Annotated in this window: 8 protein-coding genes; 5 read left to right on the top strand and 3 right to left on the bottom strand. The window is 76.0% G+C overall.

Annotated features, from left to right (window positions below):
* Positions 1-26: 26 nt before the first annotated feature.
* Together ACFV7Q_RS06585 and serC are read right to left on the bottom strand one after the other, a co-directional pair.
* The gene (locus ACFV7Q_RS06585) at positions 27-3,197 is read right to left on the bottom strand and encodes a sacsin N-terminal ATP-binding-like domain-containing protein (protein WP_385424359.1); all 3,171 of its coding nucleotides are present in this window, start codon (positions 3,195-3,197) and stop codon (positions 27-29) included.
* A 91-nt stretch (positions 3,198-3,288) separates the two neighbouring features.
* Entirely contained in the window at positions 3,289-4,407 is a 1,119-nt protein-coding gene (serC, locus tag ACFV7Q_RS06580; protein ID WP_385424356.1) for a phosphoserine transaminase, read from the bottom strand.
* Positions 4,408-4,491: 84 nt separating this feature from the next.
* Here serC and ACFV7Q_RS06575 point away from each other — a divergent pair, with 84 nt between their 5' ends.
* The gene (locus ACFV7Q_RS06575; protein ID WP_385424354.1) at positions 4,492-7,347 is read left to right on the top strand and encodes an FAD-binding and (Fe-S)-binding domain-containing protein; all 2,856 of its coding nucleotides are present in this window, start codon (positions 4,492-4,494) and stop codon (positions 7,345-7,347) included.
* Positions 7,348-7,423: 76 nt separating this feature from the next.
* On the top strand, positions 7,424-8,425 hold the full coding sequence (locus tag ACFV7Q_RS06570) for a DMT family transporter (protein WP_385424352.1): 1,002 nt from the start codon (positions 7,424-7,426) through the stop codon (positions 8,423-8,425).
* A 67-nt stretch (positions 8,426-8,492) separates the two neighbouring features.
* On the opposite strand, the gene ACFV7Q_RS06565 is transcribed toward ACFV7Q_RS06570, so the two are convergent.
* Entirely contained in the window at positions 8,493-10,106 is a 1,614-nt protein-coding gene (locus ACFV7Q_RS06565; RefSeq protein WP_385424349.1) for an alpha/beta fold hydrolase, read from the bottom strand.
* Positions 10,107-10,447: 341 nt separating this feature from the next.
* On the opposite strand from ACFV7Q_RS06565, the gene ACFV7Q_RS06560 reads away from it, so the two are divergent.
* From ACFV7Q_RS06560 to ACFV7Q_RS06550, 3 genes are all read left to right on the top strand, one after another.
* Positions 10,448-11,251, top strand: a complete 804-nt coding sequence (locus ACFV7Q_RS06560) for a TIGR03084 family metal-binding protein (protein ID WP_385424346.1) — start codon at positions 10,448-10,450, stop codon at positions 11,249-11,251.
* A 74-nt stretch (positions 11,252-11,325) separates the two neighbouring features.
* On the top strand, positions 11,326-13,131 hold the full coding sequence (locus tag ACFV7Q_RS06555; protein ID WP_385424516.1) for an acyclic terpene utilization AtuA family protein: 1,806 nt from the start codon (positions 11,326-11,328) through the stop codon (positions 13,129-13,131).
* Complete coding sequence (locus ACFV7Q_RS06550) at positions 13,128-14,726, top strand: acyl-CoA carboxylase subunit beta (protein ID WP_385424344.1); 1,599 nt, start codon at positions 13,128-13,130, stop codon at positions 14,724-14,726. Before ACFV7Q_RS06555 ends, ACFV7Q_RS06550 begins: the two co-directional genes overlap by 4 nt.
* The last annotated feature ends 3 nt before the right edge of the window (positions 14,727-14,729 follow it).

Below are 14,729 nucleotides of genomic sequence, written 5' to 3'. Positions count from 1 at the left end.
GCCACGGCCCGCCCGGTCGCCGGACGCTAGTCGAACCAGCGGTCCCGCGCGAGTTCCGCCGTACGGGACGGGTCCTCCAGGAGGGCCGCGACCTCGAAGCGGCGCGGCCACTGCCCCGCGGCCCAGGCCAGGCCCGCCGCCACGCCCTCCAGGGTGGAGGCGTGCAGCACCCCGTCCCGGGTGAGCCGCCAGTCGAGTTCGACGCCGCCCGCGACCAGTTCCTCGTGCTCCAAGTACGTCTGCGGGGTCGCCGGACCCAGCAGGATCCGGACCGCTTCCGGGACCTCGTGCTCCTCGCCGGGCGTGGTGACCTCCGCCGGGACCGTGTCCGACAGCCGGCGCACCTGGAGCAGGTCCGCGAGGTCGGCCGCGCGGGTCGGGGCCACCGGCAGCAGGGGCAGCCCCGCCGTCAGCGGCAGCAGGTCGGGGGCGTCGGCGATCACCGCGTCGGCGGCGTCCACGACGACCGGCTCCCCGTCCGCGACGGCGCGCAGCTCGTCCGGAAGCGTGACCTGCTCGGGCTCCAGGTCGGCCAAGGCCCCGTACAGGGCGTGCAGCTGGCGGTCGGTGACGGGCCGCTCGGGGTCGGCGAGCCGGCCCAGCAGCTCCGCCGCGCCGCCGGGCTCGTCGAGCAGCGCGGCCACGGAGGTGCGGACGCCGAGGGCCCGCAGGACCTGCTCGTCATGGAAGCCGGTGGCGTCGGCCGAGGTGTACAGGCCGGCGAGCAGCGGGTCCGTGCCCGCAGCGCGGAGCCCGGCCGGGCGGCGGCCGTCGAGCACCGGGTGGCCGCGCAGCCACCAGGCGGTGTACGGGCGCACGGACCGGGTGGTGCCGTCGGGGAGCAGGATCCGCACGGGCTGGGTGAGGGCGTCCCGCAGCGGCGGCTGCGCCAGCATGGCCAGGGCCTGCGGCCAGCAGTCGTCGTCGACGAGGTCGAGGTCGCGGACGGCGACGATCTCGGTGGCGACCGGCGGAAGCGGGGTGTCGGGGAGCTGGTCCAGGACGTCCTCGCACCACACGTCGACGGCGTCCAGCAGGCCGACGTCGTCCGGTTCGGCGAAGTCGGTGTCGCGGGGTTCCAGCTCGTCCGGGTCGAGGACGACGTCGGTGGCGCGGACCAGCTGGAAGCCGGCGAGCACCCCGCAGGCGGTCAGTGGCTGGGCACCCCAGCGGGCGGCCAGGTCGCCGTCGACGTACGGCACCTCGTCCTCGCGGATGACCGCGGCGAGCGGCGAGCCGGGCAGCAGCAGCTCGCCGGCCGGGGCCAGCTCCCCGTCCTCGTCGGGCAGGGCCAGCGCGCCCAGCCACGGCTCGTCGCCCGGGGCGAGGTCGGCGTCGCGGACCAGACCCAGGACGACGTCGGCCAGCTCGTCGGCGTCCAGGGCGGCCCCGTCCTCGTCCCACACTTCGCCGGCGTCGAGGGAAGCGGCCACCGCGGCCCGTACCTGCGGGGTGGTCAAGATCGCGCGGGGGGTGGCCGGGAGGGCGCCCAGCTTCTCCAGCAGCGGGTGCGCCGCGTCGGGGTGGGCCACCTTCAGGCCCAGCCGGGCCAGGTCCTTCGGGGTGTCCGCCTCGGGCAGCAGCACGTGGCGGGGGCCGATGGTCGTGCGCCCGTCGGCGAGCGGCACGGGCAGCCCGGACAGCCGGTCCGGGTCGACGCCGGCCAGGCTGTCGTACAGCCGGTGCCACCACTCGGGGGTGCGCTCGATGCCGGCGATCCGCTCGATGGCGTCACCCAGCGGCAGCCGGCCCACCCCGAGGGTGCGCAGCTCGGGCCGCCGCTCCAGTCCGGCGGGCAGCAGCGTCGGGAGCACCTCGGCGAGGACCCGTACGGTGTCGGCGCCCGCGCCCTCGACGACCTCGGCCTCGAAGGGGCGCAGCGCGGCCCGTTCGCCGGGCTCGGCGGTGTCCCCGGCGGGTGCGGCGGGGGCGAGGAAGGCGGTGCGGGGGAGCCGCTGGAGGACGGCGGTGCGCAGGGCCCCGTCGAGCAGGCCCTTGCCGAGCGGTCCGGGTACGAGGTCCACGAGCTCGGGGGCCACCGGCTCCCAGGTGGCCAGCAGTTCGGCGTACGCGTCGGCCGCGCGTTCCACGAGGAAGTCGGTCAGCGGCCCGGGCGCGGGGTGGCGGCGGGCGGTGTCCAGCGGCAGGGTCGCGATGAGCAGGGCGGGGATGCCGAGGGGTTCGTCGGTCGGGGTCGGGGCGTGGACGACGGGCGCGGTGGCGGGGCGTACGGGCGTGCCCGCGGGGTCGACGGGCACGGCCCAGGACACGGTCCAGGAGGGCCGCAGCCGTTCTTCGACGGGCCGGTCGGCGAGCAGGGCCCGCTCGATGGGGCCGGTGTGGCGGACGGTGCGCCAGCGGCGGGTCTGCCCGGCGGTGCCGGCGGTGCCCGGGGCGGCGGTGTCGCGGACGTCCTCGATGACGGTGTACGGGCCGTCGGTGGTGCGGCGCAGCGTACGGGTGCCCCCGGCCGGGGTGTCGACGGTGATCTCGTACAGGCCGGGCAAGGTGAGCAGCAGCGCGTCGTCGATGCCGGTCAGCAGCCGCTGCACCAGGTCCTCGGCGGCGGCGTCGCGCAGCGGGAGGACGACGACCGTGTCGTACCCCTCGGGGGCGGTGCCCTCGGCGGGCAGCGGCAGGCGCAGCAGGGGGACGTGGCCGTCGCGGCGGCGCAGTTCGTCGCCGAGGCCGGGGCTGTAGGCGGCGGCCTCCCGGGCCAGCTCGCGGGCCTCGGCCAGGGACCAGCGCACGCCGCCGTGCCGGCCGAGGACGGCGGGTTCGTCGGACACGGCGAGGACGGCGGCGAAACCGACGCCGAAGCGGCCGACGGTGTCGCCGGAGGTGGTGGACTCCCGCTTCGCGGAGGCGCGCAGGGTACTCAGCGACTCGACGCCGGTGGCGTCGAGCGGGGCGCCGGTGTTGGCGGCGGCGAGGACCGGCGGTTCGCCGTGCCCGGCGTGCAGGGTGAGCCGCAGCCGGCCGGGCACGTCGGCGCGGGCGGCCGCGTCGGCGGCGTTCTGGGCCAGTTCGACGACGAGCCGGTCGCGGTAGCCGCCGAGGGCCAGGTCCTCCTCGGCGTTGGCGTCCTCGCGGAAGCGGGACGGGCCCGCCGCCCAGGAATCGATGACCCCGCGCCGCAGCCGGGCCGTGCCGAAGGGATCCGTGCCGTCCTGGGCCGCCGTCACTCGCACGCTCACGCCGCTTCCTCCAAGAATTGCCGAGGTCTTGAAGGTATCGCGTGCGGCGCCCGCCCTCTCCCGGTGCGGGGGACGGCGGGCGCCGCGTGGATCAGAGGTTCTCGATGACGTGGTCGATGCAGGCGGTCAGGGCCTGGACGTCCGCCGGGTCGACCGCCGGGAACATCGCGACCCGCAGCTGGTTGCGGCCGAGCTTGCGGTACGGCTCGGTGTCCACGATGCCGTTGGCGCGCAGCACCTTGGCGACGGCGGCCGCGTCGATGTCGTCCGAGAAGTCGATCGTGCCGATGACCGCGGACCGCTTGTCGGCGTCCACGACGAACGGGGTCGCGTACTTCGACGCCTCCGCCCAGCCGTACAGGGTGCGCGCGCTGGCCGCCGTACGGGCGGTCGCCCACTCCAGACCGCCCTGGCCGTTGATCCACTTCAGCTGCTGGTCCAGCAGGAAGAGCGTCGACAGGGACGGGGTGTTGTACGTCTGGTTCTTCAGCGAGTTGTCGATCGCGGTCGGCAGCGAGAAGAACTCCGGGATGTGCCGGCCGGACGCGTGGACGCGCGCCGCCCGCTCCAGGGCCGCCGGGGAGAACGCCGCGAGCCACAGGCCGCCTTCGGAGGCGAAGGACTTCTGCGGGGCGAAGTAGTAGACGTCGGTCTCGGTGATGTCGACGGGCAGGCCGCCGGCGCCCGAAGTCGCGTCCACCAGCACGAGCGAGCCGGCGTCGGCGCCCGCGACGCGGCGGATCGGCGCCGCGACACCCGTCGAGGTCTCGTTGTGGGTGTACGCGTACACGTCCACGCCCGCCTCGGCCACCGGGTCGGGGTGCGTGCCCGGCTCGGAGGAGATCACGGACGGCTCGTCCAGCCACGGGGCGAGCTTGGCGGCCTTGGCGAACTTGGACGAGAACTCGCCGAAGGTGAGGTGCTGGGACTTGCGCTCGATGAGCCCGGCGGTCGCGATGTCCCAGAAGGCGGTGGAGCCGCCGTTGCCCAGGATCACCTCGTAGCCCTCGGGCAGCGAGAACAGGTCGCGGATGCCCTGGCGGACCGAGCCGACCAGGTTCTTGACCGGGGCTTGGCGGTGGGACGTGCCGAGCAGGGAGGTGCCGGTGGCGGCGAGGGCGTCCAGCGCCTCGATCCGCACCTTGGAGGGGCCCGCGCCGAAGCGTCCGTCGGCGGGCTTGATGTCAGCGGGAATCTGGATCTCAGCCACGAGCGGAGCGTATCGGGTCGGGGACGGGGAGCCCGACGCGCGTCCACCCGATGAGACGGACGGGGCTGGTGGGAAGGTGTGCGGGTGAGTGACTCCGCGGAACTCGAACGGACATTGCGGGACGGACTGAGCGGGGAGGTCGACTTCGGGCCCGCCGCACGGGCGTTGGTGACGATGGACGCGTCCAACTACCGGCGCGTCCCGATCGGCGTGGTCGCCCCGCGCGACGCGGACGACGTGGCGGCCGCCCTGCGGATCTGCGCCGCGGCCGGCGTGCCGGTGGTGCCGCGCGGCGGGGGCACCTCCATCGCGGGCCAGGCCACGGGGACGGGAGTGGTGCTGGACCTGACCCGGCACATGGACGCCCTCGTGTCGGTGGACCCGGGGGCCCGCACGGCCGTCGTCGGGCCCGGGCTGGTGCTCGGGCGGCTGCGGGAGGCGGTGCGCCCGTACGGGCTGACCTTCGGGCCGGACCCCTCCACCCACTCCCGCTGCACCCTCGGCGGCATGATCGGCAACAACGCGTGCGGGGCCCACTCGGTGGCCTGGGGGACCACCGCGGACAACGTGGTCGAGCTGGAGGTGGTGGCGTACGGGGGAGCCGTCCACCGGATCGGGACCGGCTGGGCGGGGGCTCCCGCGGGGCTGCGCGAGCTGGTCGCAGCGAACCTGGAGGTGCTGCGGACGGGGATGGCGGGCGGCGGGCCCGGCGGGGCGCCCGGCAGCCCCACCGGCCCCGGCCCAGGCGGGCCCGGCTTCACGCGGCGGATCTCCGGCTACGGGGGCCTCGACGCGCTGCTGCCCGAGCGCGGAGTGCAGCTCGCCCGGGCGTTCTGCGGGAGCGAGGGCACCCTCGGGGTGGTCACCGGAGCGGTGGTCCGTCTGGTGGAACTGCCGCCCGCACCCGCGCTCGCGGTCCTCGGCTACCCGGACGAGGGCGCGGCCGCCGACGCCGCGGCGGGCCTGCTGCCGCACGGGCCGCTGACGGTCGAGGGCATGGCCGAGGACCTGGTGCCCGGTGCGGCCGCGGCGGGCCTGCCCCGGGGCCGGGCCTGGCTGTTCGCTGAGGCCCGGGACGAGGGGGCGGCCCGGGCGCTCGCACGGGCGGCCGACGCGCTGGACGCGGCGGTCGTCACCGACCCGGCGGCGCAGCGGGCCCTGTGGCGGATCCGGGAGGACGCGGCCGGCACCGCGACCCGGCTGCCCGGGGGCGCGATGGCCTGGCCCGGCTGGGAGGACTGCGCGGTGCCGCCGGCCCGGCTGGGCACGTACCTGCGGGAGTTCCGCGCCCTGCTCGCCGCGCACGGGCTGCACGGCACCCCGTACGGGCACTTCGGCGAGGGCTGCGTGCACGTGCGGATCGACTTCGACCTGGTGACGCCGGCGGGCGTGGCGCGCTTCCGGGCCTTCTCCCGGGAGCTCGCCGACCTGGTCGTCGCGCACGGCGGCTCACTGTCCGGGGAGCACGGGGACGGGCAGGCGCGGGCGGAGCTGCTGCCCAGGATGTACGGGCCGCGGGTGATCGACCTGTTCGGCGCCTACAAGGACGTCTGGGACCCGCAGGGCGGGATGAACCCCGGGATCCTGGTCCGCCCGGCCCGGCTGGACGAGAACCTGCGCTTCGAGGTGCTGCCGCGGACCGGGCCCGCGGGGGAGTTCGCCGCGGAGGTCGCCCGCTGCGTCGGCGTCGCCAAGTGCCGGACGGCGCGGCCGGTCGGCCAGGCGGTGATGTGCCCCTCGTACCGGGTCACGGGCGAGGAACAGCACTCCACCCGCGGCCGGGCCCGGCTGCTGCACGAGATGCTGGCCGGAGAGGTCCTGACCGACGGCTGGCGCTCCGCGGAGGTCGCCGAGGCGCTGGACCTGTGCCTGGCCTGCAAGGGCTGCCGCAGCGACTGCCCCGTCGGCGTGGACATGGCCGCGCACAAGGCGGAGTTCCTGCACCACCACTGGGCGGGCCGCATCCGGCCCCTGGCCCACTACACGCTGGGCGGCCTGCCGGACTGGCTCCGGCTGCTCGCCCGACTGCACCTGACCCGGGCGGCCGGCGCCCTGGTCCACCTCCCGGGCGCGGCCCGCCTGGCCGGACTGGAGCCGCGCCGCCGCCTGCCGGCCCCGGCCGCGCAGCCGTTCACCCGCTGGTGGCGTGGGCGCCGTACGGCGCCGGCCGGGCGGGACGCGGCGCGGGCGCGGGTGCTGCTGTGGCCCGACACGTTCACCGAGTACTTCGCGCCCGGGGCCGGGCGGGCGGCAGTGGAAGTGCTGGAGGCGGCGGGGCTGCGGGTGGGCCTCGCCGGTGCGGGGACGGGCACCGCAGGCCCGGGACGCGGGCCGACCGCGCGGGTCTGCTGCGGGCTGACGTACGTGTCGACCGGCCGCCTCGACCGGGCCCGCACCGTGCTGCGCCGCACCCTCGACGCGGTCGGCGACACCGGGGGCCCCGTCGTCGTCCTCGAACCCAGCTGCGCCGCGGCCCTGCGCACCGACCTGCCCGCCCTGCTGCCCGACGACCCCCGCGCGGCCCGCCTCGCCGCCGCCGTCCGCACCTTCGCCGAGGCCCTGGAGGAGTACGCCCCGCACTGGCAGCCGCCCCGCCTGGACCGGCCGGTGGTCGGGCAGACCCACTGCCACCAGCACGCGGTCCTGGGAGACGCGGCCGACCGGCGGCTGCGGGAGCGGGCCGGGCTGACCGGCGGGCTCAGCGGTGGATGCTGCGGCCTCGCCGGTAACTTCGGTTTCGAGCCGGGCCACTACGAGGTGTCGGCGGCCTGTGCCGAGGAGCAGTTGCTCCCGTCGCTGCGCCGGGCCCCGCAGGGGGCGGTGGTCCTGGGGGACGGGTTCTCCTGCCGGACGCAGATCGCGGAGCTGGCCGGGGTCGGGGCCCGGCACCTGACGGAGGTGCTGGCGGAGGCCCTGCGGGAGCGGCGGGAGCGCCGGTAGCGGGCGTAAGGGGCCGTATGCGGCTGTAAGGCAGTCCACGCTGCGACGGTCCTTACGTACGCCTTAGTCTGGATAAATGCCCGCACCACCCGCCAGCACGCCCACCCCCAGCCCCGAGCCCGTCGCGACGGCGGCCGCGGCCCCGCCCGCCGGAACCAGAACCGCCTCCGGATCGGGACCGGCCGAAGCCGGAGCAGGGACCGGAACAGCAACCGGAGCCGTCGGTCGTGGCGGACGCCTCGGCCCGGTCGCGCTGGTGATCGCGGCGGGGATCTCGGTGCAGTTCGGCGCCGCCCTCGCCGTCACGATCATGCCGCGGGCGGGCGCGGCGGGCGTGGTCACGCTGCGGCTGGCGGCCGCCGCGCTCGTCCTGCTGCTCCTGTGCCGCCCCCGGATCCGCGGCTACTCGCGGAGCGACTGGGGCACCGTCGTGGCCTTCGGCGTGGCCATGGCCGGCATGAACGGGCTCTTCTACCAGGCCGTAGACCGGATCCCGCTCGGCCCGGCCGTGACCCTGGAGGTGCTCGGCCCGCTCGTACTGTCGGTCGTCGTCTCGCGGCGGCTGGTGAACCTCCTGTGGGCGGCCCTCGCCCTGGGCGGGGTCGCCCTGCTCGCCGGGCACGGCGGGGGCGGTTTCGGCGGCCTCGACCCGCTGGGGGCGGCCTTCGCACTCGGAGCGGGCGCGATGTGGGCCGCGTACATCGTGTTCAGCGCGCGGACCGGCCGCCGCTTCCCGCAGGCGGACGGGCTCGCCCTGGCCATGGCGGTCGCGGCGGTCATCTCCCTGCCGCTCGGCGTGGCCGGGGCCGGCTCCGCCCTGCTGGTCCCCGGGACGCTGGCGCTCGGCGCGGCCGTGGCGGTCCTGTCCTCCGTACTGCCGTACACCCTGGAACTGCTGGCGCTGCGCAGGCTCCCGGCGCCGACCTTCGCGATCCTGATGAGCCTGGAGCCGGCGATCGCGGCCACGGCGGGCTTCCTCGTCCTCGGCCAGGCCCTGTCGGTGCAGGACGCCCTGGCCATCGCCCTGGTCATCGCAGCCAGCATGGGCGCGGTCCGCTCCCAGACCAAGCCGTCCTGACACCTGCCGCCCGCAGCCCGGGGTCCCGCCCGGCCGGGGGGTGGTCGGCCGGGCGGGCGGGCCGGGGTCAGCCCAGGGGGAGGTCCAGGCAGGACGGGGTGGCTTCCGGAGAGGTGAAGGCCAGCGTGGCCCGGGGCAGGTTGGCGTCCCCGTAGAACGGGTCACGCCCGTCGACCACCAGCATCAGCCGGTGCCCGCGCGGCACGTCGTACGCGGTGGCCTGGAGCTCGATGTCCGCGCCGACCAGGCTGTCCGGCGGGGAGGCGAGGTCGGAGTACGGGGCGTGCGTGATGATCCGGCCCGTTCCGTCGGGCGCCACGTCCAGCAGGTAGGCGACGAACGTGGACTTCGCGTTCGCCGCCCGGTAGGTGACCCGCAGCCGTGGAACGCCCCGCAGCCGGGCCGTCTCCGGCTCCGGGTCCGCGACCCACACCGCGGCCACGGTGCGGTCGATGTCGCCGGTCCGGTAGGCCTTCGGGCGGCCCGCCATCTCGTCGTACCCGGACCGCACGATCGCGTCGGCGACGGTCGCGGGCGTGTCCACCCCGCAGAGCACGCGCGTGCTCCAGCCGGGCTCGGGCGTGTCGGCCAGCTCCCCGCCGTCCACCAGGTACAGCCGGCGGACGTGTTCGGTGACCGACTGCCAGGTGGGGCGGGGCTCCAGGGTCCGGCTCCACATGACCTCGCCCAGGACCTGGCCCTCGTCGGCGATGCCGTTGTCGATGCCCTTGAGGTGGTGGTCGAACCAGCGGTGGGCGGTGGTCCAGATCCGGTTGGGCAGACCGATCATGCCCGCCGTCTCGGGGCCGGAGTGGTCGCCGACGGACAGGTCGAGCCGCTTGGGCCCGGCGAGCTCGTTGAACATCTTCAGCGTCTGGTTGGCCGGGAACAGCGTCTCGTGCCAGGCGTGCGAGAAGTACACCGGCACCTGCCGCCGGCTGAGCTCCTTGACGTGCGTGATCGGCGACCGCGGGCCGGCCCACCGCAGGACGGCGTCGAGGTCGCGGTTCGCCAGCACGTCCTCGAAGACGCTCTGCGTCTGCGGGCTCAGCCGTGCCCGGCCGGCCGCCCTGAGCAGCGCCTCCACGGCGGCGACGTGCCGGGTGCGGTTCTCCAGGAAGGCCTCCCCGAGGTCTCCCCAGGTGCTGAGCGCCACCACCGCGTCGACGCGGGCGTCGTGTGCGGCGACGAGCTGGCTGATGCCGGAGCCGTAGCTGTCCCCGAGGAAGCCGATCCTGGTCACCGGGCCGGCCGTCCGCTCGATGAGGTGGTCCAGGGCCCGGCTGCCGTCGGCGACGTCGAGCGGGCCGGCGACGTCGACCTCGCCCTCGGAGTCGGCGAACCCGCGGGCGCTGTAGGCGAGGACGTCGTAGCCGCGGGCCGCGAAGACGCTGCCCTGGACGGCGTACGGCAGCCAGCCGGAATCCGTCCACGGCGAGGGCATCACGATCACCGGCCGCGGATCGGGCCGGGTGTGCCGCCACAGCGCGGCGTCGATCAGGGTCCCCTCGGCGCCGGCGACCTTGGTGCGGGAGAAGACGGTGACGGAGCGGGCCTCGGCGACCTGGGCGGCGCGGGCCGGGGCCAGGCGGCCGGTGTCGCCGCTCTCCAGGGCGGCGACGAAGGCGGTCAGGGCGGGCGCGTCGAGTTCCGGGTAGAGCGAGAAGGCGGCTGGGTCCACGGCGGTTCATCCTCTGCGTCGAGTGGTCTGAACGTCGGTGCAGTGCGGTGCCGGGACCCGGCCGGGGCCCGGAGCGGGGGGCCGAAGCGTTCAGTATCGGCGCGGCCCGCGGCGCCGTTCGCGGGTTCGCCGCGTACGGCTTGAACCGCCCCCTCGTCGGGGGCGGGCCGCGCAGGTCCGTACCTGCCGGGTCGGTCGCGTCGCCCCAAGTGCCGTACTGCACAGGCTGGTTGCCGCGCATGGCGGGAAGGCGGCGCTCCTCGGTCAAATGATGCAAGCACGCTTGATTGTTTTGGGCGGGGGTGCCAGTCTTCCCCCCACGCCGAGAGGGGAGCCCCGCCGTGCTCGATCCGTCCGCCGTGTCCGCCGTCTTCCCCGACCTGCGGGAGGAGGGGCAGGACCTCGAATCCCTGGTGTCCGAACTGCCCGCCCCCGCCTGGGCGGAGCCCACGCCCGCGCCCCGCTGGACCGTCGCCCACCAGATCGCCCACCTGCACTGGACCGATCGGGCCGCCCTGCTCGCCCTCACCGATGCCGCCGGGTTCGCGGGGATGGTGGAGGAGGCCGTGGCCGCCCCCGACTCCTTCGTCGACGAGGGTGCCGAGCAGGGCGCGGCCCTGCCGCCCGCCGAACTGCTGGCCCGCTGGCGGGCCGGCCGCGCCGCACTCGACGCCGCGCTCGCCGCGGCCCCGCCCGATACGAAGTTCCCCTGGTACGGGCCGCCGATGAAGGCCGCGTCCATGGCGAGCGCCCGGCTGATGGAGACCTGGGCCCACGGCCAGGACGTCGCCGACGCGCTGGGCGTACGCCGCACCCCGACGGCCCGGCTGCGGCACGTGGCCCGGATCGGTGTGCGGGCCCGCGACTACGCGTTCGGGGTACGGGGACTGCCCGTGCCCGCCGCCGGGTTCAGGGTCGAACTGGAGCCCCCGGGCGGCGGGGAGCCCTGGGCGTACGGGCCGGCGGACGCGGCCCAGCGGGTGACCGGACCGGCCCTCGACTTCTGTCTCCTGGTCACCCAGCGCGCCCACCGCGCCGACCTGGCCCTGTCGGCGACCGGCCCGGACGCCGACCGCTGGCTGGACGTCGCCCAGGCCTTCGCGGGCCCGGCGGGCCCCGGCCGCGCGCCCGGGACCGCGCGGTGAACGCCGGCGGGGCGCAAGGGCCGGGCGGGGCGGGCGGGGCAGGCGGGCCGGGCGGGGCGCCGCCGCGTCGGCCGCTGCGGATCGGCAACGCGTCCGGGTTCTACGGCGACCGCTCCGACGCCGTGCGGGAAATGCTGACCGGCGGCCCGCTGGACGTGCTGACCGGCGACTACCTGGCCGAGCTGACCATGCTGATCCTCGGCCGCGACCGTCTCAAGGACCCGTCCGCCGGATATGCCCGGACCTTCCTGCGCCAGCTGGAGGACTGCCTCGGCCTCGCCCTCGACAGGGGGGTGCGGATCGTCGCGAACGCCGGCGGCCTGAACCCGGCCGGGCTGGCCGGAGCGATCCGCGAGCTGGCAGTGAAGGCCGGCCTGCCGGTCTCGGTCGCCCACGTCGAGGGCGACGACCTGATGCCGTACGGCGACGGGGCGGCGGGCGCGGCCCTCACCGCCAACGCCTATCTCGGCGGCGCCGGCATCACCGCCTGCCTGCGGGCGGGCGCGGACGTGGTGGTCACCGGCCGGGTCACGGACGCGGCCCTGGTCAGCGGGCCGGCCGCCTGGTGGTTCGACTGGGCGCCCGACGACTGGGACCGGCTCGCGGGAGCCGTCGTCGCGGGCCACGTCCTGGAGTGCGGCACCCAGGCCACCGGCGGCAACTACGCCTTCTTCACCGCGCACGACGTCCACCGACCCGGCTTCCCCCTCGCGGAGGTCGCGGAGGACGGCTCCTCGGTGATCACCAAGCATCCGGAGACGGGCGGGGCCGTCACCGTGGGCACGGTCACGGCCCAACTGCTGTACGAGACGCAGGGCGCCCGCTACCTCGGCCCCGACGTGACCGCCCGCCTGGACACCCTGCGCCTGGCCGACGCCGGGCCCGACCGGGTCTCCGTCACCGGGGTCGTGGGCGAGCCGCCGCCGGGCACCCTCAAGGCGGGCATCACCCGGATCGGCGGCTGGCGCAACGAGGTGGTGTTCGTCCTGACCGGTCTGGACATCGAGGCGAAGGCCGCCCTGGTCCGGGCGCAAATGGCCGACGCCCTCGCCGGCGTGGCCACCGCGGACTGGACCCTGGCCCGCACCGACCATGCGGACGCCGACACGGAGGAGACGGCCAGCGCCCTGCTGCGACTGGTGGTGCGCGACCCGTCCGCCGACCGGGTCGGCCGCGCCCTGACCGGGCAGGCCGTGGAACTCGCCCTCGCCAGCTATCCGGGTTTCCACGTCACCGCCCCGCCGGGCCCCGCCCAGCCGTACGGGGTGTTCGAGTCCGCCTCCGTACCCGCGGACAAGGTGTCCCCGGTCGCGGTCCTCCCGGACGGCACCCGCACCCCCGTCCCCCCGGGCGGCCCCCCGGGCCGTGCCCCGGCCCCCGCCGCAGGGGCCCCTGCGGCGGCGACCCCGGACCCGGGCCCACCGGACCTAGCCCCTCCGGACCCGGGCCTCCCGGACCCGGGCCTCCCGGACCCGGGCCTCCCGGACCCGGGAAGCGGCCGCGCGCCCGGCGGTGCCGCCGGACCCACCCGCCGGGCCCCGCTCGGCCTGGTGGCCGGAGCCCGCAGCGGCGACAAGGGCGGCGACGCCAACGTCGGCGTCTGGGCCCGGTCCGACGAGGCCTGGGACTGGCTGCACGCCACCCTCACCGTGGAGCGGTTCCGGGAACTGCTCCCCGAGACCCGCGGCCTGCCCGTCACCCGGCACGCGCTGGCGAACCTCCGCGCCCTCAACTTCACCGTCACCGGCATCCTCGGCGCCGGCGTCGCCTCCGCCCACCGCTTCGACCCCCAGGCCAAGGCCCTCGGCGAATGGCTGCGCGCCCGGCACCTCGACATCCCCGCCCACCTCCTGCCCGCCCCGGAGGGGACCGGCCCATGACCCGTCTCGGCACAGCCCTCGATCCCCGTTCCCCCGAGTACGCGGCCGCCCGCACGGCCGCGCTGGAACGCCTGACCGCCCTCGACGCGGAGCACGACAAGGCCCTCCTCGGCGGCGGCGAGAAGTACACCGCCCGCCACCGCGCCCGCGGCAAGCTCCTGGCCCGCGAACGGGTCGAGCTGCTCCTCGATCCCGACACCCCGTTCCTGGAGCTGTCCCCGCTCGCCGCCTGGGGCAGCGACTACCCCGTCGGCGCGTCGATCGTCACCGGCATCGGCACCGTCGAGGGCGTCGAGTGCGTGATCACCGCCAACGACCCGACCGTCCGGGGCGGCGCCTCCAACCCCTGGACCCTGAAGAAGGCCCTGCGGGCCAACGAGATCGCCCGGCAGAACCGGTTGCCCGTCATCAGCCTCGTCGAGTCCGGCGGCGCCGACCTGCCCTCGCAGAAGGAGATCTTCATCCCGGGCGGGGCGGTCTTCCGCGACCTCACCCGGCTCTCGGCCGCCGGCGTCCCGACCGTCGCCGTCGTGTTCGGCAACTCCACCGCCGGAGGCGCGTACATCCCCGGGATGTCCGACCACACCGTCATGATCAAGGACCGTTCGAAGGTGTTCCTCGGCGGCCCGCCGCTGGTCAAGATGGCCACCGGGGAGGAGAGCGACGACGAGTCCCTCGGCGGCGCCGACATGCACGCCCGCACCTCCGGCCTCGCCGACCACCACGCCGTCGACGAGCACGACGCCATCCGCCAGGCCCGCCGGATCGTGGCCCGCCTCGGCCACCGCCGCGCCCACCCCGCCCCGCCCCGCGCACCCGAGCCCCTGTACGACCCGGAGGAGCTCCTCGGCATCGTCCCCGAGGACCTGAAGACCCCCTTCGACCCGCGCGAGGTCATTGCCCGGATCGTCGACGGCTCCGACTTCGACGAGTTCAAGCCCCTCTACGGGCCCAGCTTGGTCACCGGCTGGGCCGCCCTCCACGGCCACCCGGTCGGCGTCCTCGCCAACGCCCAGGGCGTGCTGTTCAGCGCCGAGTCGCAGAAGGCCGCCCAGTTCATCCAGCTCGCCAACCAGCGGGACATCCCGCTGCTGTTCCTCCACAACACCACCGGCTACATGGTCGGCAAGGAGTACGAGCAGGGCGGCATCGTCAAACACGGCTCGATGATGATCAACGCGGTCTCCAACTCCCGCGTCCCGCACCTGTCCGTCCTCATCGGCGCCAGCTACGGGGCCGGCCACTACGGCATGTGCGGCCGTGCCTACGAGCCCCGGTTCCTCTTCGCCTGGCCCAGTGCCAAGTCCGCGGTCATGGGCCCCCAACAACTGGCCGGCGTGCTGTCGATCGTGGCCCGCCAGTCCGCCGTCGCGAAGGGCAAGCCGTACGACGAGGAGGCGGACGCCGGGATGCGCGCCTTCGTCGAGGCGCAGATCGAGTCCGAATCCCTGCCGATGTTCCTGTCCGGGCGGCTGTACGACGACGGGGTCATCGACCCCCGCGACACCCGCACCGTCCTCGGCCTGTGCCTCTCGGCCGTCCACAACGCCCCCGTCGAGGGCGCCCGCGGCGGCTTCGGCGTCTTCCGGATGTGAGCC

Source organism: Streptomyces sp. NPDC059851, assembly GCF_042732005.1.
Taxonomy (GTDB): domain Bacteria; phylum Actinomycetota; class Actinomycetes; order Streptomycetales; family Streptomycetaceae; genus Streptomyces.
Note: the sequence above shows the minus strand (reverse complement) of the source record. Positions and strands in the feature narration are given on the sequence as shown.